27 protein-coding genes are annotated in these 21,537 nt (G+C 35.2%); 16 read left to right on the top strand and 11 right to left on the bottom strand.

Features of this window, described 5'->3' with window-relative positions; genetic code table 11:
* Nucleotides 1–97: 97 nt before the first annotated feature.
* Genes TL18_RS05300 through TL18_RS05290 form a run of 3 tightly spaced genes read left to right on the top strand, consistent with a single transcriptional unit; the run spans nucleotide 98 to nucleotide 1,840 of the window.
* Nucleotides 98–649, top strand: a complete 552-nt coding sequence (locus TL18_RS05300; protein WP_067042446.1) for a DUF2284 domain-containing protein — start codon at nucleotides 98–100, stop codon at nucleotides 647–649.
* Nucleotides 650–657: 8 nt separating this feature from the next.
* The gene (npdG, locus tag TL18_RS05295) at nucleotides 658–1,344 is read left to right on the top strand and encodes an NADPH-dependent F420 reductase (protein ID WP_067042443.1); all 687 of its coding nucleotides are present in this window, start codon (nucleotides 658–660) and stop codon (nucleotides 1,342–1,344) included.
* A 10-nt stretch (nucleotides 1,345–1,354) separates the two neighbouring features.
* Nucleotides 1,355–1,840 carry a hypothetical protein gene (locus TL18_RS05290; RefSeq protein WP_067042440.1) on the top strand — a complete coding sequence of 162 codons (486 nt, stop codon included), beginning with the start codon at nucleotides 1,355–1,357 and terminating at the stop codon, nucleotides 1,838–1,840.
* Nucleotides 1,841–1,975: 135 nt separating this feature from the next.
* On the opposite strand, the gene TL18_RS05285 is transcribed toward TL18_RS05290, so the two are convergent.
* A complete protein-coding gene (locus TL18_RS05285; protein WP_067042437.1) occupies nucleotides 1,976–2,599 on the bottom strand; it encodes a CatA-like O-acetyltransferase in 624 nt (207 codons plus the stop codon).
* 74 nt (nucleotides 2,600–2,673) lie between these two features.
* On the opposite strand from TL18_RS05285, the gene TL18_RS05280 reads away from it, so the two are divergent.
* Together TL18_RS05280 and TL18_RS05275 are read left to right on the top strand one after the other, a co-directional pair.
* Nucleotides 2,674–4,008: an FAD-dependent oxidoreductase gene (locus TL18_RS05280; protein ID WP_067042434.1), complete on the top strand. Its 1,335-nt coding sequence runs from the start codon at nucleotides 2,674–2,676 to the stop codon at nucleotides 4,006–4,008.
* A gap of 20 nt (nucleotides 4,009–4,028) precedes the next feature.
* Nucleotides 4,029–5,006: an Mrp/NBP35 family ATP-binding protein gene (locus TL18_RS05275; RefSeq protein ID WP_067042431.1), complete on the top strand. Its 978-nt coding sequence runs from the start codon at nucleotides 4,029–4,031 to the stop codon at nucleotides 5,004–5,006.
* On the opposite strand, the gene TL18_RS05270 is transcribed toward TL18_RS05275, so the two are convergent.
* Together TL18_RS05270 and msrA are read right to left on the bottom strand one after the other, a co-directional pair.
* Nucleotides 4,993–5,388 carry a hypothetical protein gene (locus TL18_RS05270; RefSeq protein WP_067042428.1) on the bottom strand — a complete coding sequence of 132 codons (396 nt, stop codon included), beginning with the start codon at nucleotides 5,386–5,388 and terminating at the stop codon, nucleotides 4,993–4,995. The two genes, TL18_RS05275 and TL18_RS05270, sit on opposite strands and share 14 nt — an antisense overlap.
* A 5-nt stretch (nucleotides 5,389–5,393) precedes the next feature.
* Nucleotides 5,394–6,302 (bottom strand): peptide-methionine (S)-S-oxide reductase MsrA, encoded by a 909-nt coding sequence (gene msrA, locus TL18_RS05265; RefSeq protein WP_082706400.1) that lies wholly within the window; start codon nucleotides 6,300–6,302, stop codon nucleotides 5,394–5,396.
* A 111-nt stretch (nucleotides 6,303–6,413) separates the two neighbouring features.
* Here msrA and TL18_RS05260 point away from each other — a divergent pair, with 111 nt between their 5' ends.
* Together TL18_RS05260 and TL18_RS05255 are read left to right on the top strand one after the other, a co-directional pair.
* Entirely contained in the window at nucleotides 6,414–6,614 is a 201-nt protein-coding gene (locus TL18_RS05260; protein ID WP_067042425.1) for a hypothetical protein, read from the top strand.
* Nucleotides 6,615–6,619: 5 nt separating this feature from the next.
* A complete protein-coding gene (locus tag TL18_RS05255; protein ID WP_067042422.1) occupies nucleotides 6,620–6,886 on the top strand; it encodes a hypothetical protein in 267 nt (88 codons plus the stop codon).
* Here TL18_RS05255 and TL18_RS05250 read toward each other — a convergent pair.
* The 4 genes from TL18_RS05250 to TL18_RS05235 form a co-directional block, all read right to left on the bottom strand.
* Nucleotides 6,878–7,156, bottom strand: a complete 279-nt coding sequence (locus tag TL18_RS05250; RefSeq protein WP_067042419.1) for a hypothetical protein — start codon at nucleotides 7,154–7,156, stop codon at nucleotides 6,878–6,880. The genes TL18_RS05255 and TL18_RS05250 overlap by 9 nt on opposite strands.
* Complete coding sequence (locus TL18_RS05245) at nucleotides 7,157–7,600, bottom strand: hypothetical protein (RefSeq protein ID WP_067042416.1); 444 nt, start codon at nucleotides 7,598–7,600, stop codon at nucleotides 7,157–7,159.
* Between the two features lie 2 nt (nucleotides 7,601–7,602).
* Nucleotides 7,603–8,091 carry a hypothetical protein gene (locus tag TL18_RS05240; protein ID WP_067042413.1) on the bottom strand — a complete coding sequence of 163 codons (489 nt, stop codon included), beginning with the start codon at nucleotides 8,089–8,091 and terminating at the stop codon, nucleotides 7,603–7,605.
* A 197-nt stretch (nucleotides 8,092–8,288) separates the two neighbouring features.
* On the bottom strand, nucleotides 8,289–9,233 hold the full coding sequence (locus TL18_RS05235) for a ketopantoate reductase family protein (RefSeq protein WP_067042410.1): 945 nt from the start codon (nucleotides 9,231–9,233) through the stop codon (nucleotides 8,289–8,291).
* 203 nt (nucleotides 9,234–9,436) lie between these two features.
* Between TL18_RS05235 and TL18_RS05230 the strand changes: the two genes are divergently transcribed.
* The 3 genes from TL18_RS05230 (at nucleotide 9,437) to TL18_RS05220 (ending at nucleotide 14,639) form a co-directional block, all read left to right on the top strand.
* Nucleotides 9,437–10,873 carry a GNAT family N-acetyltransferase gene (locus TL18_RS05230; protein ID WP_067042407.1) on the top strand — a complete coding sequence of 479 codons (1,437 nt, stop codon included), beginning with the start codon at nucleotides 9,437–9,439 and terminating at the stop codon, nucleotides 10,871–10,873.
* Between the two features lie 258 nt (nucleotides 10,874–11,131).
* A complete protein-coding gene (locus tag TL18_RS05225; RefSeq protein ID WP_067042404.1) occupies nucleotides 11,132–12,865 on the top strand; it encodes a Na+/H+ antiporter NhaC family protein in 1,734 nt (577 codons plus the stop codon).
* Nucleotides 12,866–13,076: 211 nt separating this feature from the next.
* Complete coding sequence (locus tag TL18_RS05220; RefSeq protein WP_067042401.1) at nucleotides 13,077–14,639, top strand: DUF11 domain-containing protein; 1,563 nt, start codon at nucleotides 13,077–13,079, stop codon at nucleotides 14,637–14,639.
* A gap of 50 nt (nucleotides 14,640–14,689) precedes the next feature.
* On the opposite strand, the gene TL18_RS05215 is transcribed toward TL18_RS05220, so the two are convergent.
* Nucleotides 14,690–15,397: a PD-(D/E)XK nuclease family protein gene (locus tag TL18_RS05215; protein ID WP_067042398.1), complete on the bottom strand. Its 708-nt coding sequence runs from the start codon at nucleotides 15,395–15,397 to the stop codon at nucleotides 14,690–14,692.
* Between the two features lie 68 nt (nucleotides 15,398–15,465).
* Here TL18_RS05215 and TL18_RS05210 point away from each other — a divergent pair, with 68 nt between their 5' ends.
* From TL18_RS05210 to TL18_RS05200, 3 genes are read left to right on the top strand one after another with little or no spacing between them, the layout of a single operon-like run.
* Nucleotides 15,466–15,966, top strand: coding sequence for a hypothetical protein (locus TL18_RS05210; RefSeq protein WP_067042395.1), 501 nt, complete (start codon nucleotides 15,466–15,468; stop codon nucleotides 15,964–15,966).
* A 27-nt stretch (nucleotides 15,967–15,993) separates the two neighbouring features.
* A complete protein-coding gene (locus TL18_RS05205; RefSeq protein WP_067042392.1) occupies nucleotides 15,994–16,536 on the top strand; it encodes a flavodoxin family protein in 543 nt (180 codons plus the stop codon).
* Between the two features lie 33 nt (nucleotides 16,537–16,569).
* Nucleotides 16,570–16,812 (top strand): 4Fe-4S binding protein, encoded by a 243-nt coding sequence (locus tag TL18_RS05200; RefSeq protein WP_067042389.1) that lies wholly within the window; start codon nucleotides 16,570–16,572, stop codon nucleotides 16,810–16,812.
* Nucleotides 16,813–16,853: 41 nt separating this feature from the next.
* Here TL18_RS05200 and TL18_RS05195 read toward each other — a convergent pair whose 3' ends face one another.
* Nucleotides 16,854–17,657, bottom strand: coding sequence for an NAD(+)/NADH kinase (locus TL18_RS05195; RefSeq protein ID WP_067042386.1), 804 nt, complete (start codon nucleotides 17,655–17,657; stop codon nucleotides 16,854–16,856).
* A 165-nt stretch (nucleotides 17,658–17,822) separates the two neighbouring features.
* On the bottom strand, nucleotides 17,823–18,119 hold the full coding sequence (locus TL18_RS05190; protein ID WP_067042383.1) for a putative quinol monooxygenase: 297 nt from the start codon (nucleotides 18,117–18,119) through the stop codon (nucleotides 17,823–17,825).
* A gap of 336 nt (nucleotides 18,120–18,455) precedes the next feature.
* Here TL18_RS05190 and TL18_RS05185 point away from each other — a divergent pair, with 336 nt between their 5' ends.
* From TL18_RS05185 to TL18_RS05175, 3 genes are read left to right on the top strand one after another with little or no spacing between them, the layout of a single operon-like run.
* The gene (locus TL18_RS05185; RefSeq protein ID WP_067042380.1) at nucleotides 18,456–19,148 is read left to right on the top strand and encodes an iron-sulfur cluster assembly scaffold protein; all 693 of its coding nucleotides are present in this window, start codon (nucleotides 18,456–18,458) and stop codon (nucleotides 19,146–19,148) included.
* Nucleotide 19,149: 1 nt separating this feature from the next.
* On the top strand, nucleotides 19,150–20,151 hold the full coding sequence (locus TL18_RS05180) for a GGGtGRT protein (RefSeq protein WP_067042377.1): 1,002 nt from the start codon (nucleotides 19,150–19,152) through the stop codon (nucleotides 20,149–20,151).
* Between the two features lie 41 nt (nucleotides 20,152–20,192).
* On the top strand, nucleotides 20,193–20,612 hold the full coding sequence (locus TL18_RS05175; RefSeq protein ID WP_067042374.1) for an NUDIX domain-containing protein: 420 nt from the start codon (nucleotides 20,193–20,195) through the stop codon (nucleotides 20,610–20,612).
* 92 nt (nucleotides 20,613–20,704) lie between these two features.
* Here the strand turns inward: TL18_RS05175 and TL18_RS05170 are convergent, their stop codons facing one another.
* Nucleotides 20,705–21,502 carry an amidohydrolase family protein gene (locus tag TL18_RS05170; protein WP_067042371.1) on the bottom strand — a complete coding sequence of 266 codons (798 nt, stop codon included), beginning with the start codon at nucleotides 21,500–21,502 and terminating at the stop codon, nucleotides 20,705–20,707.
* Nucleotides 21,503–21,537 lie beyond the last annotated feature (35 nt).

The raw sequence follows: 21,537 nt of genomic DNA, 5'->3' as shown, positions 1-21,537 counted from the left end.
TTATTGTAAAATGATTATTAAGATTATGACAATTGTCAATTTTGGATATTAAAATTTTTCAAAAGTTTTATAATATGCTTTTTTAATATTATTAATCATGTCAGAGATTAAAAAACTCACAGTTGATGTTGATGTTAAACAATTTTATGACAAGTATGTTGATTTTGAGGAAATATCAAAATTATGTATAGAAGAGCAGGAAATGTTAGGATACAACTGGAATTATCCTCCATTTGATTTTGATGTGGAAGATATATGGAATTCTTACAATAAGCTTAAAATAATAGCTTTCAAGATTGATTTTTCAGCTGAAGAACTAGAGCATACTTTCTCTGATGATGAATTGGAATTCGTTTTAAAAAGATTTGAAAGGCTTAAAGTTAAATTAATGAATGAAATTTACATGCTTGAAAACGAAAACTCCTTAGGACTATTTTTAGGCAAGTGCAACTTATGTATGAGATGTACAAGAGAATTTGGAGCGCCTTGCAAAATGCCATTTAAAATGAGATACTCATTAGAGTCTTTAGGAGCCCATGTCGATAAAACTGTTGAAGACTTATTCGGATATAAGATTCTTTACGCTCATGATGGTAAATTGCCGGAATATCTGATATTTGTAGGCGGTTTACTTTATGATAAAAACTAGGTGATAAAATGATTGTAAGTGTAATAGGTGGAACAGGACCACAAGGACTTGGAATTGCAGAAAGATTAGCTATTGCTGGTGTTGAAGTAATTGTCGGTTCCAGAAAAGAAGAAAAAGCATTAGACGTTGTTGCAAAAGCTAAAGAAGAATTAGCAGACTATGACTTAAACATGGTTGGAATGGCAAACGAAGATGCTGCAAAAGCAGGAGATGTATTAATCCTCACAGTACCTTTAGCTGCACAAAAACCTACTGTTGAAGGAATCAAAGAATTCTGTACTGACAAAATAGTCATGGATGCAACAGTACCATTAGAAACAGCTATTGGTGGAAAACCATTCAGATTCGTTGACCTAATGGAAGGATCCGCTGCTGAAAGAACCGCTAAGATTCTTGAAGGCACCGGTGCAAAAGTAATTTGCGCATTCTGTAACATTTCAAACTCACACCTCTCAAACATCCCAGAAGAAATCGACTGTGACTGTTTAATTGCAGGTGATGACAAAGAAGCAAAAGAAATCGCAGCAGAAATCATCGACAAAATACCTGGTATAAAAACAATCGACACAGGTATTCTTGAAAAAGCAAGAATCATTGAAAAAATCACCCCATTGTTAATTGGATTAAACATTAAATACAAATCCCATTATGGTGGTTTAAGAATTACAGGAATTCCTGCACTCGACAAAGACTAATTTGATTAATATGGATTCATTTGAGGCGTTGATAGGTAAACACATTGATGAAGTTGCCTTAAATGAATCGCCAACTTTTTTTATTGCTTCATTGGAGTATTTTTACAAGAATTGCGGCAGGCGCTATCCCGCCTCGAAATTCAAGCTTGCCGATTTGGACTATTTTAACCTGATTGAATTTGCTGACCTTTTTAAGCATGAATCTGTCTTGATTATCTGGTATAATGAAGATGGGATAATAACTGATCTGGAGCTTTATTACTTAAGCAACGATTTTGACGTGTTGTTTAAGGACTATTACTATATCAAAAAGGCCATTGAAAATGGTGAGGCTCATAGATTAACTGAAGGGGACACACGGTATTTGGGTGCAGCCAGATTGAATGAGAAGGTAAGACAGCCTAATAGTGAAAAATTAGCAAATAAAAGGGAATTGGTTCTTAAAAAGAAATATCTGCAAAAAATTATTAATGAATTGGGATATAAATGCAGATAATCTTTCAAATTTATCTTTTTTCATTCTAAAAGAAACTATTTAATAACATATTGTTCAAAGTGAGAAGTCCTATATTCATTCAATAATCATTGCAATCGTTTCAGTTCTGCTGTTCTTTTTTGGGATTGCTGTAGTTTAGAATCTGTCAAATTCCTTTTGTGCATTCTCATAGAAATATCCTAGTTCACGCCCATTTACAAATATGTGGCTTACTGTTATGGAAACGCTCATTTCATAGTCATCGTTAACCTTTCCCCAGGTTACAAGCGGTTGGATGGCTTGCCCGTCAACTACACAGTTTGTAATCATATCAAAATCAACCCAGGGGATGCATGAGAAGTTTGCAATATTTTCAAAGTCCCTCTTTTCCATTTCTAGAGTAAATCCTTCCTTTTTGCCACTTAATATATCTTCGGATTGATTTTTTACATAATCATGCCATTCCAGGATGCTGTCAAACTCTTGAGGAACTATAACTCTCATTTCCATGTAAATTTCGTTTTCGTCATCCATTATTGGACTGACACCATCAAGATAATCATATTCAATTGCTTTTTCATCAATTATTCTTCTTTTAAGTTCCGGGACTGAATTTACGGCATTCATTAAACAGCCTAGACTCATTATGAAAAATGACTTATTGTTTTTTTGACACCATTTCCATAACTTTTCTACATTAATTCGGGCACTCATTGAGTAACGAGTTGATTGAAAATTAATGAAGAGATTATTATTTAAATCAAATTCTATTTCTTTCATTTAAAAACCTAAATCTTTTTATATTATTTATTTATATATATTCTATTGTATAAATCATATGTGGTTTTGTTAAAATGAAAGTAGTAATTGTAGGTGGAGGAGCTGGAGGAATTTCCACAGCTTCAAATATACGTAAACTTGATGATGATATTGAAATTACAGTTCTCACTAGAGACAATAAGGTAGCATATTCTCCATGCGCCATTCCTTATGTATTGTCCGGTACAATCGAATCATTTGATGATATTGTAATGAGAACTCCTGAAGATTATAAAAAGAAAAATATAGAAGTTATTGTTGAAGTAGAGGTAACTGAAGTCGATAGTAGGAAAAAAACTGTTACTTACCAGCAAAAAGATGGTAAAGACATAACTATTGACTATGATAAGTTGGTTCTTGCAACCGGAGGAAATCCATTTGTCCCTCCTATGGATGGTGTGGACTTGGAAGGTGTATTCAGAATCCGCAATATCGAAGATGGAAAAAGAGTTAAAGAAGCTATGAAAGATGCTAAAAGTGCTATTGTTACTGGTGCTGGTTTAATTGGAATTGAAATTTCATATGCACTTAAAAAACAAGGATTAAATGTTATTTTAAGTGAAATGCTACCTCAAATTGTTCCAAGGTCTCTTGATAAGGACATGTCAGATATCCTAGTGAAATATCTTGAAATGGAAGGCATCCAAGTAGTTTTAGGAAAACCGATCACTAAATTGATAGGTGATGGAAAAGTAGAAAAAGCATGCTTCGGTGATGAAGATATTTACGATGCCGACATGGTCATTATGGCTACAGGTGTTAGGGCCGAACTTGATCTGGCTAGAATGGCCGGTTGTGAAATCGGAAGATGGGCTATTCTTGTAAATGACAGGATGGAAACTTCAGTTGAAGACGTTTATGCTGTTGGAGACTGTGTTGAGTCTAAAGATTTAATTTTAGGTTCAAATACTATTTCTCAATTAGGTACTACTGCAGTCCGTGAATCAAAAACTTTAGCCCGTACTATCTGCGGTAAAAAATCCAGATTCAATCCTGTTTTAAATTCAATGGTTTCCAAAGTTGGAAATTTGGAGTTTGGTGCTGTTGGTTACACCACAAGTTTTGCTCAGCAAAACAGAATCAGACCAGTTGTGCAGAAGGTACAGGCACTTACTAGAGCTCGTTATTATCCAAACGCAAAACCAATGGATATCAAAGTTATTTGTGATGGAAACGGAACCATTATAGGTTGTCAAATCATAGCAGAGGAAAGGGTGGCTGAAAGAATTGATACAATGACATTGGCCATTACCGAAGGCTTGACCTGCTTTGATTTAAGCAATATGGAATTTGCTTATGCACCACCTGTTTCAATGGTTACAGATCCTTTAATACTTGCTGTTGAAGAAGTTAGTAAAAAATTTAATTAAATTATTAGGGAGATGATAAAATGGCAGAGCACGGACATGGTCATGGCCACGGAGGCCAAATGACACCTGAACAACAAAGACAGATGATTGAGCAAGAAATAAGATTGGCAAAAAATCTTGGTCAAATCAAACATAAAATCGTTGTAATGAGTGGAAAAGGTGGGGTTGGAAAATCCACTGTTGCAGCCAACATTGCTGAAACCTTACAGAAGTTAGGTTATAAAACCGGTATTTTAGATGCGGATATTCACGGACCGAACATTCCTAAAATGTTAGGTTTGGATTTATATGGCGAGGCATTTGGTGAAGTTCAGTTTGAAGCATTTAAAGAGATTACTGAAGCCGGTTTAGCTCAAAAAACCTTTGAAAACGATGAGGAAAAGTTAGCTTACATAGAATCAGTCAAAGAGGAATACAAGAATTCAATGTTTCCGGTTGTATTGCCAAGTGGTCTGAAAGTGATGTCCATGGCATTCCTTTTGGAAAGCATAGACACTCCAATCATTTGGAGAGGACCTCAAAAAACCGGTGCAATCAAACAATTGATTTCCGATGTATACTGGGGACAGCTTGATTATCTAATCATAGACAATCCTCCTGGAACAGGAGATGAACCATTGACAGTTCTTCAAACCATTCCTGATGCTGATGCAGTCATTATGGTCACCACACCAAATGTAGTATCACAGGAAGATGTTTTGAAATGCGTAAAAATGGTTGAAATGATGAATATCTCTCAAATTGGTTTGGTTGAAAACATGGCATATTACATCTGTCCACATTGTGATGAAAAGCTCCATATTTTTGGAAAAGGAAATGGTGAGGCATTTGCCGAAGAAATGGAAATCACTTATCTTGGTGATTTGCCGATTGAAGAAAATGTTTCCAATTCACCTAATAAGGATGGTGTCATTGCTACAATTGACCCTGATGATGAGGTTTCAAAAAGATTTGTTGAAATCGTAAAGGATATTCAGGAAAATTTCATAAAAGACTAATATTTATGATATAGCTTACTCGGGCTATGTTAACGATGTATCCTAAGAAATTAGGATCTTCTTTTAATTTTTTAAAGTAATCTAATTTTTCTATTATATACTCTTTGTTTTCATCCATTACATTGAATGAGAAATACTGCATTCCTATTTCATATTCTTGGGCATCTGTAAAAATAGGGACCAGATATTCTCCGTCATTTGCATATGGTATTTTGACTGGCTTTGAATCTTCTATTGAGATTATGAATTCCTTATCTTTGATATATTCTTTTATTTCATTTTCGGTTTTCTCAATAGCTTCATTATTCTGGTTTTCACCATGCATGTATATCATGTTGATATTGTTTTTTAGCTCAGGGTGTTTTACTTCTTCAATTTTCATTGTATCTATCTTTGGTTTTTATTGTTATTTAATTTTTTTAGATACTCATCGACTTCATCTTTCGGTATGAATTTCAGTGCCGCTGAGTTAATGCAGTATCTTGCAGACCCTCCTGGTCCATCGTGGAAGAGATGGCCAAGATGTGAATTTGCCTTTGCGCTTCTGACTTCTATTCTTGTTGTTTCATGTGAAAAGTCCCTGTGCCTTATGATCTTGTCATCTGAAATGGGTTTTTTAAATGCCGGCCAGCCGCATCCTGAATCGTATTTGTCATCAGATGAGAATAAAACTTCACCGTTTACGGCATCCACATATACACCCTCTTCAAAAAAGTCATCGTACTTGCCGCTAAATGGTGCTTCTGTCATAGAAAGCTGTGTTATTTTATACTCTTCAGGGGTCAAATGGTCGAATTCTTTATCGTCTATTAAATTTAAATCAACATGGCAATAGCCCTCTGGATTTCTTTCCAGATATTTCTGGTGATAGCTTTCTGCCGGGTAAAAGCTGCCTATTGCACGTGCTTCGACAACAATGTTTTTTTCAGATTCCCTCTGCTTTTGTTTTAGAAAGTTCAGGACGATGCTCTTTTGGGATTCTTCCTGCCAGTAGATACCAGTCCTGTATTGTGTTCCAATATCGTTTCCCTGTCGGTTTTTGCTAAATGGATCAATAATCTTGAAAAAGCTTTCCAGAATATCTTCAAGTGATATTATCTCCGGATTGTAGGTTACCTTTACGGTTTCTGCATGTCCTGTTTTTCCGGTGCATACCTTTTCATATGTCGGCGCAAGGTCAAGGCCGTTAGCATATCCGACTTCAGTCTGATTTACTCCTTTCAATCTTGAAATGAATGCTTCAACTCCCCAAAAGCACCCTCCGGCCAAATAGATTACTTTTTGAATTTTAAACATAATTATTAGTATTATTTTTTACTATTTAAAGTTTGATTCTATCTTGAAACCTATTATACATAAAACTTTTTTATTATTAAGTTCATATTTTATAATTGGAGGAATTACCTAATGTTTTACAGTACAATAATGAAAATTGATTCAATTGATAGATTAAGGGATATTAGAGATGCATTACTTGTTGAACAAGGTATCAACCCTACTCGTCAAGGTGAACAAGCTATTAAAGTGGTTGTTGAAAGAATTGATGAAATTCAAGCTACTTTAGATAAATCTGCTACAAAAAATTTAAACAGAAACAGAAATAAGTGATTTTTGTGATAAGGCTAGTGACAAGCGGAAGACGTTTACTTAGGAAAAGAATGTATCATTCGCCACATAAACGTCATCGAAACTCCCAATATTATCGTGAAAATAAAAATCTTGTTAAACATCATCAAGACAAGTTTAAAACCATGAACGGACCTCAAATAAAACGTAAAAAAAGACCTAAACGTGAGGTCATGAGCGGATTTAAAATGTCTTATAGATACAAATACTACAATAAGGATATTGTAGAAGAAGAAATTGAAGAATCAGAATAATTCTTCTAATAACTCTTTTTTTGAAATAAATCTGTTTTGTGAATGGATATCCAAAACAATTCCTGAAAAGGCTTCGTCATTTTTTGCAAGTGCCCTGAACAATTCACAGGATACTTCACAAGGCTTGTAATCGGTCAGTTCCAAGTATTCAAAGCCTTTTTCATATTCATCCAAGTTGGAAAAGACAATTATCCTGAAATCCTCAAGGCTACCGCATACAAGAAAGTCCCTTTCATGACCTTCACCAATTGTTGGGCATATGAATTTCATTTAAAAGCTCCCGTTTCTGTCCATATTGAAGTTCTGTGAGTGAGGATTTATCACAAAACCCTGGAAATATTCATCCTCTTCAGCTATTTTTGAGATGTCTTCAGAGGTTAAGGCTTTCATCTCCAGTTTGTCCAGGAATAATTTGGATATTTTGGCGCTTCCAACCGCATATTCCCTTATGTCTGTAAAGACTGGAATGATGTATTCCTTGCTTGATTCGGTCAATGTTAATTTAACAGGCCTATCAAGCTCATCAACCATTGTAAAATAGATTTCTTCAGGATATGTATTTAGAATATTGTTCTTTACGCTTTCAAGCTCGATTGCATCTTCGCTTTTGAGCTTTTTGACCATATCCGCATATACCTGAATGTATTCTTTCATTTGGCTTTTGGAAGCCTTTACATTATTTTTTTGATAATCTTCGTAATCTTTAGGGTTCATTTTCATTCACAGCAATCATGAACATCTTCGCTACCAATTACAAAGTCCCATTGAGGTGCATTAATGGCAAGTCCAATGAATTCTTCATCTTCTGAATAATCAGCAACAATCTCACTGCCGATTTTTGTATCGCATACGAATTCATTTTCTTCGAATTGTTCTTTAAAGATTTCAATAGCATTTTTAGCTTCTTCCTCATCTGTGAAAACTGGAATTACAAACTCTTCTGCATCATCCTCTTCTTCGCTGATAATCAATGCAACGATTTCCTTTTCTTCACTGTTTGCATTGGATACGATGATGAATTCCTCGTTGAATACCATGTGTTCGATTTCATGATAGATTTCACCGATTTCTTCGATCTGTTCTTTGTTTTCTTCTTCAAAGGAATCATCGAGCTCTTCTGAATCGCCTAAAGCAGCTTCGATTTTTTCATTTAAGTCATCGTCAAGTTCTATAAATTTTTCTATTAATTGTTTAAGTTCACTCATAGTTTCACCGTAATTCGATAATCATTAAAAAAAGTTCTTTTTTAAAAACAAATGAACATTCTCTTCCTAAACACCACTAAAGGAATACAAACGAATGCTCATTTCAACCATCACCATTGTTCATATTATAAAAAAATAGTATATAACAATATGAACAATACTATATTTGATTTTTACATATATATAGTTTAAGGTAATTAGAATTCATTTTCAATAGCTTTTATTAGGTTATAGATTATTTTGTTTGTACTCACATCAATACTGTTTTTCTCGCCAAGCTCAATAACTTTGCCATTTAGGGAATCGATTTCTGTTTTTATTTTCCTTTGAATATCCTGATGGGTTGATGAATAATGATTATAAGTATCTGGAACCAGTTTTGAATAGAATAACTTCCTGTAATCATCCGGACTGTCCCATAATGTTTCATATCCGGATGCCTTAATGACATCAAATATCTCATCGATAATCCGGTTCATGATTTCGATTGTGTAGTCATTTTCGGTGAGCTTTCCATATGTGACGTCCAGAATTGCCCCAAGGGGATTTAATGAACAGTTGTAAAGCATTTTTGCCCATAGGTATTTATCAATCTCATCTGTGACTTCACAGTTTATTCCGGATGCGGTAATCATTTCAGCTATTTCGGTCAGTTGTTCAGGGTCTTCCTTTTGAAGTGATCCAAGCAAAATAGGTTCTGTATATACTGTAACTTCACTGATATGTCTTTCAGGTCTTGTAAAACCTGTGATTACCCGTGCAACGAATACCTGTTCTTTTGGGAAATATTTCAGATAGTAGTCATCGTTTCCAAATCCATTCTGGAAAATGATTATCTTTGTGTCTTGTTTGAAAATTAATCTGTTTTCATTTAGATTTTTGGCAATTTCCGCATTTGCCGTTGTTTTGCTTGCAATGAATATATAGTCAAAGTAATCTTTTGGAATGTCAGCATAACTTTCAAAAACCGGGACATTTTCGAATGAATAATGTGTAAATAGTCCTGTTCTTCTGATTCCATTCTTTTTAATGGCTTTTGCAGTTTCACCGGTTGCATAAATCGATACTTCTGCTCCCTGTGAAATTACTGAACTTGCTATTCCTAATCCAACTCCGCCTGCCCCTATAAGTAAAATGTTCATGTTTATATTTTTTTCATAAGTATTATTTTAATTTTTCATTTAAAATTTTGGAGTTTCAACATTAATATTTATTTATTTTGGTATTACTAAAGTTTATTTATTTTTTTTAGTTAAAACTAAATTCACAATAGAATAATTTAAATATAGGGAAGTTTAATATAGATTTAATTAAATTAATCGCTTTTTATGGAGTAATGGTGTAGATGGATATTATCCTCAAAAATGATAATTCGCAAAAGGCATTTTTAAGTGAAGATACTTTCGAAGTAGTTTCGATTCTCAAGGACAGTTACGGCTACATTCTTGATTCAATGCAGGAGGAAGGTCTCATTTTAAAGTATCCCAAATGCAATCTATTTAAGGAGCTGGTCTTCAATAAGCAGGTTGTAGGCTTCTGCACTTATGATTTTTCAAGGGAGTTCATGACCGCAGCCTTAAGCAATATTTATGTGCTTCCGGAGTTTAGAGGAAACGGACTCTTTTTAAAAGAGCTTGAAAATACGATGAAGGACCACTACAAACCCAGTATCATGGAGCCAACACGCCTGGTTGTTGAAAGGTTGATCGATTATGGCTTTGCTAAAAGAGTCAATGATGATATTGTTGTAAGTGCCATTGAATTCATTGTTCCGGGCAGCCATGTCCTGTCAAATTCGGACTATGACAATGATGAGCTGTCAACTCACTTTTATGATTTGGAGATGTGCTGCAGTTTCCATGTCCTTGATTTGGATAAGGGAATTATTGCCTATAGCTCTCCTTTAAACCATGATATTATTCATTATGATTGCATTGAAAAAAGAAAAAACATAAATGATGATTACTTTTCCAATATTAAGGACTTATTTGCAGATAACGATGTTGAACTGATGAAGGTCATATTGGATTTGGAAGAACGTTTGCCGATAAAGAACTACACCCTTGAGGAGATTATCGGCGGAGATGATGAGTTTTCCGAATATATCCAGTCACTGATCGATGATGGTCATGTCACCTATGAAAAGGCTTTTGAAATTAAGCAACAAATCAGGGAGGAATACGAATCAGGAATGATTTTAAACGAATCCCTCTTAATCAGATTGGCTTATCTGTTTGACAGTAATTTGGAGCCGTCTATTAAGTCTCATGACGACATTTGCCCATATTGCAGCATGCCAATAGACAGTCACGACAGGTTCTGCCATTTTTGCGGCATTAATCTCGATTATGATATCGATGAAATCCAGGAAAATCTAATCAGATTTATCAACACTTCCAAAAGCGATTTCGAGGAAGATATCAGATTTATAATGTATAAGTTCTTAAAGCTGATTAATGAAAAAATCGAAATAGACTATGCAATCTTTACAATTGAAAATAATTACAACATCTCCTGGAGCAATCTGAGATACTGCCTGGAGGAATACGGGTATTTCCTAAATGGTTCAATTACAGAAAAGGGCTATGAATTTTTGGACAGTCATCCGCTGCACTTTTGGGAAAAATATCATATGGATATTGTAAACTACACTGATTTTGAAGACTATTTTTATAAACATCCGGAAATAAATCCTATTGATAGATGTTTAAACTATTTAGAAAAATTTGAAAATGATGAATATATTTCAGAAATTATTTTAAATATTAAATCAAATTTATAATTTTGAACTCCTTCATTAATTTGCATTAATATATCATCATTTTTTAGAATAATTTTCTATTTTTTAAAATAGACAATAAATTCATTGTTTATTGATTAAAATATTTATAAATATTTTTATATCATTAAAAACAAAATAAAATGTGTACTTAATAAGTTAAAATATTCTAAAATTTAGATTTGACTTATTAATTATTTCATAAGATTAATAAACATTAAATCAATCTTTTTAATAAATGTATAGGAAAATGGTGTGATTATGAAATTGAATAGAAGTATGAAATTGGGATTAATTGTAGCTATTTCCATAATAGCCTTATTCGTTTTATCATTATTAATCTCCCAGGCACCAGCAGGTTCAGATAATTCTGTCCGTTTTGGTATTTTAACACTATTGCCACCTCTTGTTGCTATTGGCTTAGCGTTCATTACCAAAGAAACGGTCCTGTCTTTATTTGTAGGTGTTTTTGTTGGGGAATTCATGTTATGTGTTAATGATTTAAACATTGTTTCAACTGCAGTGAATGCTTTTTTACAAATGGGTTCTCAAATAATTGCATGTATGGCTGACCCATGGAATGCAGGTATTATTCTTCAATGTTTGCTCATTGGAGGTATCATCCAATTGGTAACCAAAATGGGTGGGGCAAAAGCTCTTGCTGATGCTTTTGCAAAAAGAGCAGATACTCCTAGAAAAGCTCAGTTATTCACCTGGATTTTAGGATTATGTGTTTTCTTTGACGATTATGCAAACTCATTAATTGTCGGTCCTATTATGAGGCCTGTTATGGATAAACTCAAAGTATCCAGAGAAAAATTAGCATTTGTAGTTGACGCAACCGCTGCTCCTGTAGCTGGTATTGCAATCATATCCACTTGGATTGGATTAGAAATTAGTTTAATTGCTGCCGGTTTCAAATCTGTTGGAGTAACTAACGTAACTGGTTTTGGAATATTTTTACAGACTATTCCATATAGGTTCTATAACATCTTTATTTTAATATTCATTGTTATTTCTTCTTTAACTTTATATGAATTTGGTCCAATGAAAAAGGCAGAACAGGCTGCTCGTCAAAGAAAAGACGATGAAGAAATCATTGTTCCTGAAGCACCAGGATTTGATGAAGTAAAACCTGTTGATGGAATTAAATTATCCGTATGGAACGCAATCATTCCAATCGGTACATTGATTATCGGTGCACTTATCGCATTTTACTGGAGTGGATACACAACAATTTTAGGTGGAGAAGATCAGGCTCTCATTACCTTGATGAAAACATCCCCATTATCATTTAATGGGATTTTCCAAGCATTGTCCGCTTCCGACGCGTCTGTTGCTCTTTTCCAGGCAGCACTTCTTGCTTCAATAGTTGCTATTGTCATGGCCGTTTGTGAAAAAATACTCACTGTTGAAGATGCAATCTCCGAATGGATTGGGGGTATGAAGACAATTGTTATTACCGGTGTAATCCTGCTTCTTGCATGGTCATTAGGAGGAGTAATCGGTGATATCGGTACTGCAGATTATCTGGTTGGAGTACTGAAAAATACCCTGCCGCAATTCATCGTACCCGCCTTGATTTTCGTATTGGGCGCATTGATTTCATTTGCAACAGGTACAGCATACGGTACAATGAGTATCTTAATGCCTTTGGCTATTCCGCTTGCATGGGCAGTAAGTACTGGTGATATGGGATTCACAATTGTCTGTACCAGTGGAGTATTGACCGGAGCGATTTTTGGAGACCACTGTTCACCGATTTCAGATACAACAATCCTTTCATCTATGGGAACAAGCTGTAACCACATTGACCACGTAAGGACACAAATATACTATGCGGTATTTGTTGCTTGTGTAGCAATATTCATCGGTTACATCCCTGCAGGTATAGGAATGCCTTGGTACATCTGTATTCCAGTAGGTATTATTGTAATGTTTATCGGACTTAGGCTGCTCGGTGAAAAAGTTGACTTTGAAGAAGTTGAGGCATAGTCCTCGCTTCAATCTATTTTTTTAAACATTTTTTTACTTTTTTTTTGAAATTATTGCTCAATTTTCCCTTTTTTCATTGTTAATAACAATATTTAAATATTTTTCAAAGGATAAATAGAAATAGGTAAATCTTTACTTTACTTGGCTAACTAACAACATAAAGGGAGCTGAGAAAACGAAAAGCAAAAAGTTAATTATTATATTGGCGATAATGATTTTTTTAAGCCTAAGTGCAGTAAGCGCAACAGAAACAGATGACGCTTCATGCAATCTCACTGCAACTGATGAAGATGCTACCAGTGGTGTAAGTAATAGTATAATTAATTCATATTTTGGTAATAATCATTCTGAATCTTCTGTTTATTCTGAAGGGAACTATTCTCCTGCCGGCGACACAGTTGAAGTTGTTCCGCCCATATTAAAAATCAAAAAAACAGCTAACGTTACAGTTGTTGGAAACAATACCTTGGTTGAATTTACCATAATAGTGAACAATACAAGCATAGTGGATGCAACTGATGTAGGTGTTAAAGATGGATTGCCTTCCGTATTCGAATTTGTCAATGCTACTGAAGGCTATGATACATTATGGAATGAATGGATTATCAACTGCATACCTGCCGGAGAATCCGTTACATTTACAATCATTGGAAGATCATCAGAAATCTTTAATTATACAAATTATGCATATGCTCTTTGCAATGAAATCGATACCTATGTTGTGGATACATTCAAAGGCCAAATCGTTCCTACTAACCTGACAATTGTCAAAAGTGCAGGATCCAATGTGACTGTTGGTGAAAACGTTACATTCACGATTACAATAACCAACAATGGCCCAATCAATGTCACTGATGTCAGCATCACCGATGCATTGGACAGCACATTCAGATTTGATGGTGCAAGCACAAGCGTTCCATGCATTGTTTTTGAAAATGAACTGGTTTGGAATATCGGTGATATTGCAAGTATGGCAAGCAAAACCATTACATTCAATGTCACAACCATAGCTGTCGGAAACTTCACAAATGAAGCGACAGTAACTTGCCGTGAAAATTCAACCGGCAAATCCGACAGGACTGATGTAACCGTTAATCCTGGAGCATCACTTGTTAGGGGCGAAAACGTTACAGTGACTTACGGTGATGACATAATTATTGATTATAACAGTACTAATGCTACTGGCATTACCTATGCCATCTTTGATGATAAGAATAATTTGATATTTGGTGATACTGTTGGTCCTAATGGGTCTATTGCAGTTGATTGGTTGGCCGCTGGAAAGTATACAGTTAATTGGACCAGTGTTGTTGATGGCAATCATACTCTTTCAACCGCCACTTCCACCATTACTGTGAATCCTGCTCCTTCCACTGTTCAGGCAGAGGATATTTCAGTAAATGTCGGTGATTCTATTGTTGTTCATGTTACCAGTGAAAATGCTACAGAAATAACATATGAAATTATCGATGGGGATGGAAATGTTGTAGATGATGGTGCTATTCGACCTGGAGAGGATATTGTCCCTCCAAGTTTGCCAGCCGGCAAATACGTAGTTAACTTGACTGCTTTAACTGATTCAAATCACACTTCTTCAGCAAACACTTCCACAATTGAAATAGCCGACGGGAAAGAGCAAAATGCAACTTCACAAGCAGAGGATTCCAAACCTCCTGTGGGAAGTGCTTTGACTCTTCATGAAACAGCAAATCCTATATTGGCATTGTTGATGGCTTTGGCGCTCTTGGGCATAAGAACTAAAAGGAAAAAATAAAATTGAAACACTTTTAGGAGTTTTTCAAAAACTCCTCTTTTTTTCAATTTTTAATATTCATCACATATTTCTTTATATGTACAATACCTGCATAAGAACTGTCTGTTTGCGGGAAAATTCTCATTGTTTATTTCGTTTCTCACATGATGGAGAGTATCGACAGCTTCATTGATTTCACTTTTGCACAAATATTTTCGCTTGTTTTCTTCATCACAAACATCCAGCAATCTCAAACGGCCATTTTTGGTAAAGAACACCCCAACCTTAGAAACGCTTTTTCCAAACACATTTTCGACAAGCAGTTTGTAATAGCATAGCTCCAGGCGATATTTGGAAAAGGAACTTGATTTTGAAGTTTTATAGTCAATGACAACCAGTTCGCCATTTTCATCCTCCAGAATAATGTCGCATATTCCTGAAAACCTGTTTTCCTCATCCAACAGATACTCTTCCTGGCAAAACAGTTTGTAGTCGTTTTCAACAAAGACTTCCTTAAAAAAAGAGCTTAAATTATCAACATGTTCAGCCACATCATATCCTATATCCTCCTCATGAACTATTTTTAAAAGTTCATTTTCAATATTGACGCCTTCCAAGTCATCTCCGAATTTATCGGCGAACTTTTCAGCGATTAAATGAACATCACTACCCAATGCCATATATTTGTTTTCTGGAACTTCAATTTCATCAATATATTGAAATTTAAATTCAAGAGGGCATTTAAGATATGTGTTGACTTTTGATTTTGATAATTTCATATTTATTCATTTATCTAATCAATTTTAAATACTTTAAGTTAAATAATAATATAATAGGTGAATATATAATGAAAAAATTATATGCATTACTAATTATTTTGATAGTAATTTATGTTGGAGTTAATTTAGGTTCTAATGCTTTCCATTCTCAACATACAGAGGAAGTTACAAATGACACTCTTCTTGCAATAGGCGAAAGCAGTTTTGTAAAGATAAGCAATTTTACAGACACTAAAGTAAATGACACTATGGTAAGCTTGGCAGATGAAAAAAACGGAATTGTCATAAATATAAGTGAAATAGATGATTCGCAAAATATTGAAGACATTGTCTACAATGCAGTTGCAAATGTAGGATACACATCAAACCAGACCATAGATCAAAATGGTGTAACAACTTACTTTTTGTACAATGAGGATGTTTATTCATACAATGCAGACATTTACTTTAATAAAAATGGTAAAAATTATTTAATCAGTGGAGCCGATATTCCTTATGAAAACAGCGACTACTTTATAAACACTTGTAAAGGAATCATTGATTCATTAAATGTCACTTCATCTGATTAGTCATATAAATATTAGGAGAGTAGTTAAATGAAAATTGTAGCACTTCAAGCAAGTCCGCGCAAAGGCGGAAATTGTGATGTATTGATGGATGAAATGATTAAAGGTATTGAGGAAAACGGCGGAGAAGTTGTAAAGTTCTACTTGGAAAACGAAGAGATTGCTCCATGCAAAGCATGCATGTACTGTGCTGAAAACCCTGAATGCGTTCGTGCGGATGATGGAAACAAAATCTTGGATGAACTTGTAGCTGCCGACGGCGTAATATTTGCAACACCTATATACTATGGACAAATGTCAGCACAAGGAAAACTGATGATTGATAGGTTCTATAGTATTGGACAAAACCCTGATAAAAGTTTATCTGGAAAAGCCGCATTGATATTTACCGAAAACCAGCCGGAAGGAACCTATGAAGGTTATATTGAAATGACAAAATTCTCACCTTTCACTTTCATGGGATATGAAGTGATTGGTCATGTGGATGCTGGTAGTGCAGGTCCTGCCGGAATTGTGGCAGAAGAACAGGAAGACAAATTAAAAGAAGCTTATGAGTTAGGTTTAAAATTCTAAACCTACTTTTTTCTATTTTTTGGAGACTTGTAAATGGGTCTTGGTTCATTGTTCAAAAGAAATAAGAATAAAAATAAAAAAGAGGAGGAAATCGCTGATAGCCACATCGACATTAACACTGAAGAGTGTGGCGGATGTGAGAAATGCAGTATTGCCTGTCCAAACAATGTCTTGATAATTGTAGATGACGTGTCAATGGTCCGCGATCCACAAGTCTGTAAAAGCTGCAAGGTATGCATGGCGATTTGTCCTAATGATTGCATTACAGTCAACTGATTGTAAATATTATTTGTTTTAAGTTTGTTTAATCTAAATATTCAATTGATTTTCTCGCGTATTGTATCGATGAAGCTTCTGTCTTCAAGTTTGATTATTTTTGTAAGCTTATCTGACTTTCTGATTTTGATTACATCCCCATTGAACACCTCAATTGGGTGTCCATCATATAAAACAAAGCTTGCGGTGTTTTCCCTAAGTTCAGTTATTTCAATCTCAACTGTTGAGTCATCTGACAATATGATGCTTCTGTTGATTACGGTATGCGGGGCTATTGGTGTTAATGTTAGGATTTTTGCTGTCGGATCTACGATTGGGCCTCCGCATGATAGGTTGTATGCTGTTGAGCCGGTTGGTGTGCAGACCAAAATCCCATCGGCAGTATAGGAATTGATGAGCTTTCCGTCAACAATTGCATCAAATCTCACGACTCCAAATGTATTTTTTGATATTCCAACTTCGTTTAGGGCTTGAGGAATCTTTTCGATTTCACCGTTTTTCCTGATTATTTCACCCTCAAGCATCATCCTTTCTTCTATATGGTAATCATCGTTTAAAATTTCAGTCAATGCTTTTTTAATATTTTCAGGATTGATTTCAGTCAAATAGCCTAAAGTTCCGGTATGTATTCCGATTATAGGTTTTTCGCAGGATAGTCTGGCGGATTTGAGAAATGTTCCGTCTCCTCCAATGGAAATTATCAGGTTGCATTCATAAATATCATCTGTAATTTCTATTTTGAGTTCCTCTGAAATCTTAATTAGTTTTTCCTTTGTTTTTAGGGAATCAGGATTGTTGTTGTCAGTATTGATGAATATCTTCATGATTATAGTTATAAAGCTCATGTTAAATAATTTTTTCTTAAAACATTTCACCACTTTATATTAAGAGAAGGCTCAATAATATTTACAATTAGATTAAAAATAGCTGTTTTAATTCATTGATTTTCTAAATTAATAAAAATAAATAAAAAAAGTAGAGTTTTTAATGTAGGTAATCTACATCAATAGTTAAAATTTGATTTCTTTAGCACCAATAACTTGGATATCCATATTTTCAACAAATTCTCCACTTTCTTCTCCAAAGTTCAGGAAGTGTGGTGAACCCATATGTCTTTTGAGTGCTTCAGGACTTTCCCATTTTTCAACAAAAGTTAATGTGTCATTTTCACAAGACTGTAGCAATTGATATTCAATGTTGCCTTCTTCTTGTAAAGTTTCATATACTAACTCATCGGCAAGTTCTATGATACTGTCTTGACATCCTTCTTTAGGTTGAATTTTCGCTAATACTAAAATGAAATCCATATTATTCACCTAATTTTTGATATGATTTTTTTAATACTTAATGTTTATCCTATATAACGATAGTTTTCAAGAAAGTTCAGAAATTTTAAAAAGAGTTTCTGATGGAATAAGTTATAATCATCTGATATATTTTAATTTTGAAGTCCGAAACCTACAAAAATTATATTTAACAAATTTTTGTTTAAATAAAATAGTTTTTAAGTGTTTAATTATGATTTAAACCACTAATATTATTTTTTAATCGAAATATTGATGCCAATCAATCAAAAAGTTTTCCAAAAATACATTAATTAAAAAATAAATATATAAAATCAGTAAAAATTTTGGAGAAAAAAGATGATATATTCAACAGAAATTGAAAATATGTGTCTTGTTCGCAAAGGTGCAAATCACGATCCTGCACCAATTCCTGAAGAGGGAAAGTGGGTTAAAGCAAAACAGATTGGAGACATTTCCGGCTTTACTCATGGTATTGGCTGGTGTGCACCGCAACAAGGATGCTGCAAATTAACATTGAATGTTAAGGAAGGTATTATTGAAGAGGCATTGGTTGAAACATTAGGATGTTCCGGTATGACCCACTCAGCTGCAATGGCAGGTGAGATATTGGTTGGAAAGACAATCCTCGAAGCGTTGAACACAGATCTGGTCTGTGATGCCATCAACACAGCAATGCGCGAATTATTCTTACAAATCGTTTATGGAAGAACCCAATCTGCATTTTCAGAAGGGGGCCTTCAAATCGGTGCTGGGCTTGAAGATTTGGGAAAAGGTCACAGAAGCCAAATTGGAACAATTTATTCAACAAAAGAAAAAGGTCCAAGGTATCTCGAGTTAACTGAAGGCTACATTACCGAAATCGGGCTTGACAGCGATAATGAGATTATAGGTTACAAATACATTAACCTCGGTGTCATGCTGGATGCAATAAAAGATGGTGTTGACCCGTTGGAAGCCATTGAAAAGGCAAGAGGTCAATATGGAAGATTCGACGATGCAGTCAAAAAAATAGATCCAAGGAGTGAATAATATGAGCTTATTTGAAAGTTATGAAAGAAGAATAGACCAAATCACTCCAGTGCTTGAAAAATATGGAATCAAAGACCTTGAAGAAGCAAAACAGATTTGCCTTGACAAAGGATTTGATCCGTATGAAATTGTCAAAGGTGTTCAGCCAATATGTTTTGAAAATGCATGCTGGGCATACACTCTTGGAGCTGCAATAGCAATCAAGCAGGGATGTGTTAAGGCATCCGATGCCGCTAAAGCTATTGGTGAAGGTCTCCAGGCATTCTGCATTCCTGGTAGTGTAGCTGATGACAGGCAAGTGGGATTAGGTCATGGAAATTTGGCATCAATGCTTTTAAGCGATGAAAGCGAATGTTTCGCATTTCTAGCAGGACATGAAAGTTTTGCAGCAGCTGAAGGAGCAATAGGAATTGCAAATTCTGCAAATGAAGTGCGTGAAAAACCGTTAAGGGTAATCTTAAACGGCCTTGGAAAGGATGCCGCATTGATTATTTCAAGAATCAACGGATTCACCCATGTTGAAACTGAGTTCGATTACTTTACAGGGGAAGTTAAAGTAGTCAAGGAAAAGGCATATTCCGACGGTGAAAGGGCAAAGGTAAGATGCTACGGTGCCGATGATGTGCGTGAAGGTGTTGCAATCATGCATTTGGAAGGCGTTGACGTATCAATTACTGGAAACTCAACAAACCCAACACGTTTCCAACACCCGGTAGCCGGAACATACAAAAAGGAATGTATCCTACAAGGCAAAAAGTACTTCTCAGTTGCTTCAGGCGGTGGAACCGGAAGGACTTTACATCCTGACAACATGGCAGCAGGACCTGCATCCTATGGTATGACAGATACTTTGGGAAGAATGCACTCCGACGCTCAATTTGCAGGTTCATCATCAGTTCCAGCTCACGTGGAAATGATGGGACTGATCGGTATGGGAAACAACCCAATGGTCGGAGCATCTGTAGCAGTTGCAGTGGCCGTTGAAAAGGCAATGAAAGAATAGGGGATTCATTCCCTTTAACTTATTTTTTTTAGGTGTTTTATATGTCTACATTATGGGGATTGACAGTTAGAGGAATCTGTGAATTTAACGGTAAGATTCTGCTTTTAAAAATCAGACCTCATTCTGCTCATGATGCAGGAAGATGGGAAATTCCAGGTGGTAAAGTTAAGAAATGCGAATTTTTCGATGAAGCTTTAAAAAGGGAATATCTTGAGGAAACCGGCCTTGAAGTTGATGTGGTTTCACTTTCGCATGTGGTTAGAAGGGATTATACTGCCTGCAAAACCTCTGAAGAGGTCAAATCAATTCAGCTGATTATGAAAGTGACTTGCGATAGTGATGAAGTAACAATCAGTGAAGAGCATGATGACTATGGCTGGTTCAGTTTAGATGAAATTGAGGAAATGATTTCTGAAAAGTTATTGACACCTCCTGCTGTTGAGGCTTTTAGTGAAAAATGAGTTTTTTTTTGAAATATATGCAAAAAGGAGATAAAAACTACATATTAAAAGCCAATCATCACTTTTCAGATTTTGGATTGCAGTGTCAATATTTATTCTAATTTTAATAGTTTTGCGGCATTCTCATAAAGTATTTGGGAGCGTTCCCTTTCTGTCAAGTCAATTTTATTGAAGTATTCCATTTCACTGACAGACTCCCACATCGGATAGTCTGTACCCCACAATACTCTATCGGCACCATATGCATGAATCAAATCCAGCGCTGTTTCAGGTGTTAGTGCATATAGGCTGGAGCTTATGTCAACATAAAGGTTTTTAAATCCAGACAATTGTCTTGTTGCCTCTTCCCACATGCTCCATCCTGCAAAATGAGCTCCGATAAATGTAATGTCAGGGAATTTCTCTAAAAATGGCCCAATCTGTTCCGGATTTGAATAATTGTATCTGAAATCGCCGCAGTGAACAAGCATAGGTACTTTTCCCTTGCTTACAACTTCACCAATCCTGAATGCGCGTTCACCGTTCATCGGGAACTGCTGAAAATCAGGATGCAGTTTAACTCCTTTAAGGCCAAGTTCAATCAGATAGTCAAAATCGCCTTCGATGTCATCACTGTCCGGGTGGAGAGTCCCGAATCCTGTGAACAAATCCGGGTGTGCATTGACTGCTTCGGCAATGAATTCGTTTATTGATTTGACCTGCTTAGGGGTTGTTGCAACTGAGTGGACTAGGTAATGTGTTACTCCAACTTCGCTGCCGTCCCTTATCAAGTCATCCAGTTTGCCGTTCAATGACATGTCCAAATCATAAAAGTCTTTAATTCCAACAACAGCCTTATCTGCGATTTTATCAGGATAAATGTGACAATGTGCATTTACAATTTTTTGCATATAGTTAAACCACCTTATAATACTGTTATAATATT

This window comes from Methanobrevibacter sp. YE315 (assembly GCF_001548675.1).
In the GTDB taxonomy this organism is placed as follows: Archaea; Methanobacteriota; Methanobacteria; order Methanobacteriales; family Methanobacteriaceae; genus Methanocatella.
The sequence above is the reverse complement of the archived record's forward strand: the minus strand, read 5'-3'. Positions and strand labels throughout refer to the sequence as shown.

Bases quoted from the DNA above. Each gene is read 5' to 3' on its own strand.
- TL18_RS05300 (WP_067042446.1), top strand. From the start codon at position 98: ATGTCAGAGATTAAAAAACTCACAGTTGATGTTGATGTTAAACAATTT.
- npdG (WP_067042443.1), top strand. From the start codon at position 658: ATGATTGTAAGTGTAATAGGTGGAACAGGACCACAAGGACTTGGAATT.
- TL18_RS05290 (WP_067042440.1), top strand. From the start codon at position 1,355: ATGGATTCATTTGAGGCGTTGATAGGTAAACACATTGATGAAGTTGCC.
- TL18_RS05285 (WP_067042437.1), bottom strand. From the start codon at position 2,599: ATGAAAGAAATAGAATTTGATTTAAATAATAATCTCTTCATTAATTTT.
- TL18_RS05280 (WP_067042434.1), top strand. From the start codon at position 2,674: ATGAAAGTAGTAATTGTAGGTGGAGGAGCTGGAGGAATTTCCACAGCT.
- TL18_RS05275 (WP_067042431.1), top strand. From the start codon at position 4,029: ATGGCAGAGCACGGACATGGTCATGGCCACGGAGGCCAAATGACACCT.
- TL18_RS05270 (WP_067042428.1), bottom strand. From the start codon at position 5,388: ATGAAAATTGAAGAAGTAAAACACCCTGAGCTAAAAAACAATATCAAC.
- msrA (WP_082706400.1), bottom strand. From the start codon at position 6,302: ATGTTTAAAATTCAAAAAGTAATCTATTTGGCCGGAGGGTGCTTTTGG.
- TL18_RS05260 (WP_067042425.1), top strand. From the start codon at position 6,414: ATGTTTTACAGTACAATAATGAAAATTGATTCAATTGATAGATTAAGG.
- TL18_RS05250 (WP_067042419.1), bottom strand. From the start codon at position 7,156: ATGAAATTCATATGCCCAACAATTGGTGAAGGTCATGAAAGGGACTTT.
- TL18_RS05245 (WP_067042416.1), bottom strand. From the start codon at position 7,600: ATGAACCCTAAAGATTACGAAGATTATCAAAAAAATAATGTAAAGGCT.
- TL18_RS05240 (WP_067042413.1), bottom strand. From the start codon at position 8,091: ATGAGTGAACTTAAACAATTAATAGAAAAATTTATAGAACTTGACGAT.
- TL18_RS05235 (WP_067042410.1), bottom strand. From the start codon at position 9,233: ATGAACATTTTACTTATAGGGGCAGGCGGAGTTGGATTAGGAATAGCA.
- TL18_RS05230 (WP_067042407.1), top strand. From the start codon at position 9,437: ATGGATATTATCCTCAAAAATGATAATTCGCAAAAGGCATTTTTAAGT.
- TL18_RS05225 (WP_067042404.1), top strand. From the start codon at position 11,132: ATGAAATTGAATAGAAGTATGAAATTGGGATTAATTGTAGCTATTTCC.
- TL18_RS05220 (WP_067042401.1), top strand. From the start codon at position 13,077: ATGATTTTTTTAAGCCTAAGTGCAGTAAGCGCAACAGAAACAGATGAC.
- TL18_RS05215 (WP_067042398.1), bottom strand. From the start codon at position 15,397: ATGAAATTATCAAAATCAAAAGTCAACACATATCTTAAATGCCCTCTT.
- TL18_RS05210 (WP_067042395.1), top strand. From the start codon at position 15,466: ATGAAAAAATTATATGCATTACTAATTATTTTGATAGTAATTTATGTT.
- TL18_RS05205 (WP_067042392.1), top strand. From the start codon at position 15,994: ATGAAAATTGTAGCACTTCAAGCAAGTCCGCGCAAAGGCGGAAATTGT.
- TL18_RS05200 (WP_067042389.1), top strand. From the start codon at position 16,570: ATGGGTCTTGGTTCATTGTTCAAAAGAAATAAGAATAAAAATAAAAAA.
- TL18_RS05195 (WP_067042386.1), bottom strand. From the start codon at position 17,657: ATGAGCTTTATAACTATAATCATGAAGATATTCATCAATACTGACAAC.
- TL18_RS05190 (WP_067042383.1), bottom strand. From the start codon at position 18,119: ATGGATTTCATTTTAGTATTAGCGAAAATTCAACCTAAAGAAGGATGT.
- TL18_RS05185 (WP_067042380.1), top strand. From the start codon at position 18,456: ATGATATATTCAACAGAAATTGAAAATATGTGTCTTGTTCGCAAAGGT.
- TL18_RS05180 (WP_067042377.1), top strand. From the start codon at position 19,150: ATGAGCTTATTTGAAAGTTATGAAAGAAGAATAGACCAAATCACTCCA.
- TL18_RS05175 (WP_067042374.1), top strand. From the start codon at position 20,193: ATGTCTACATTATGGGGATTGACAGTTAGAGGAATCTGTGAATTTAAC.
- TL18_RS05170 (WP_067042371.1), bottom strand. From the start codon at position 21,502: ATGCAAAAAATTGTAAATGCACATTGTCACATTTATCCTGATAAAATC.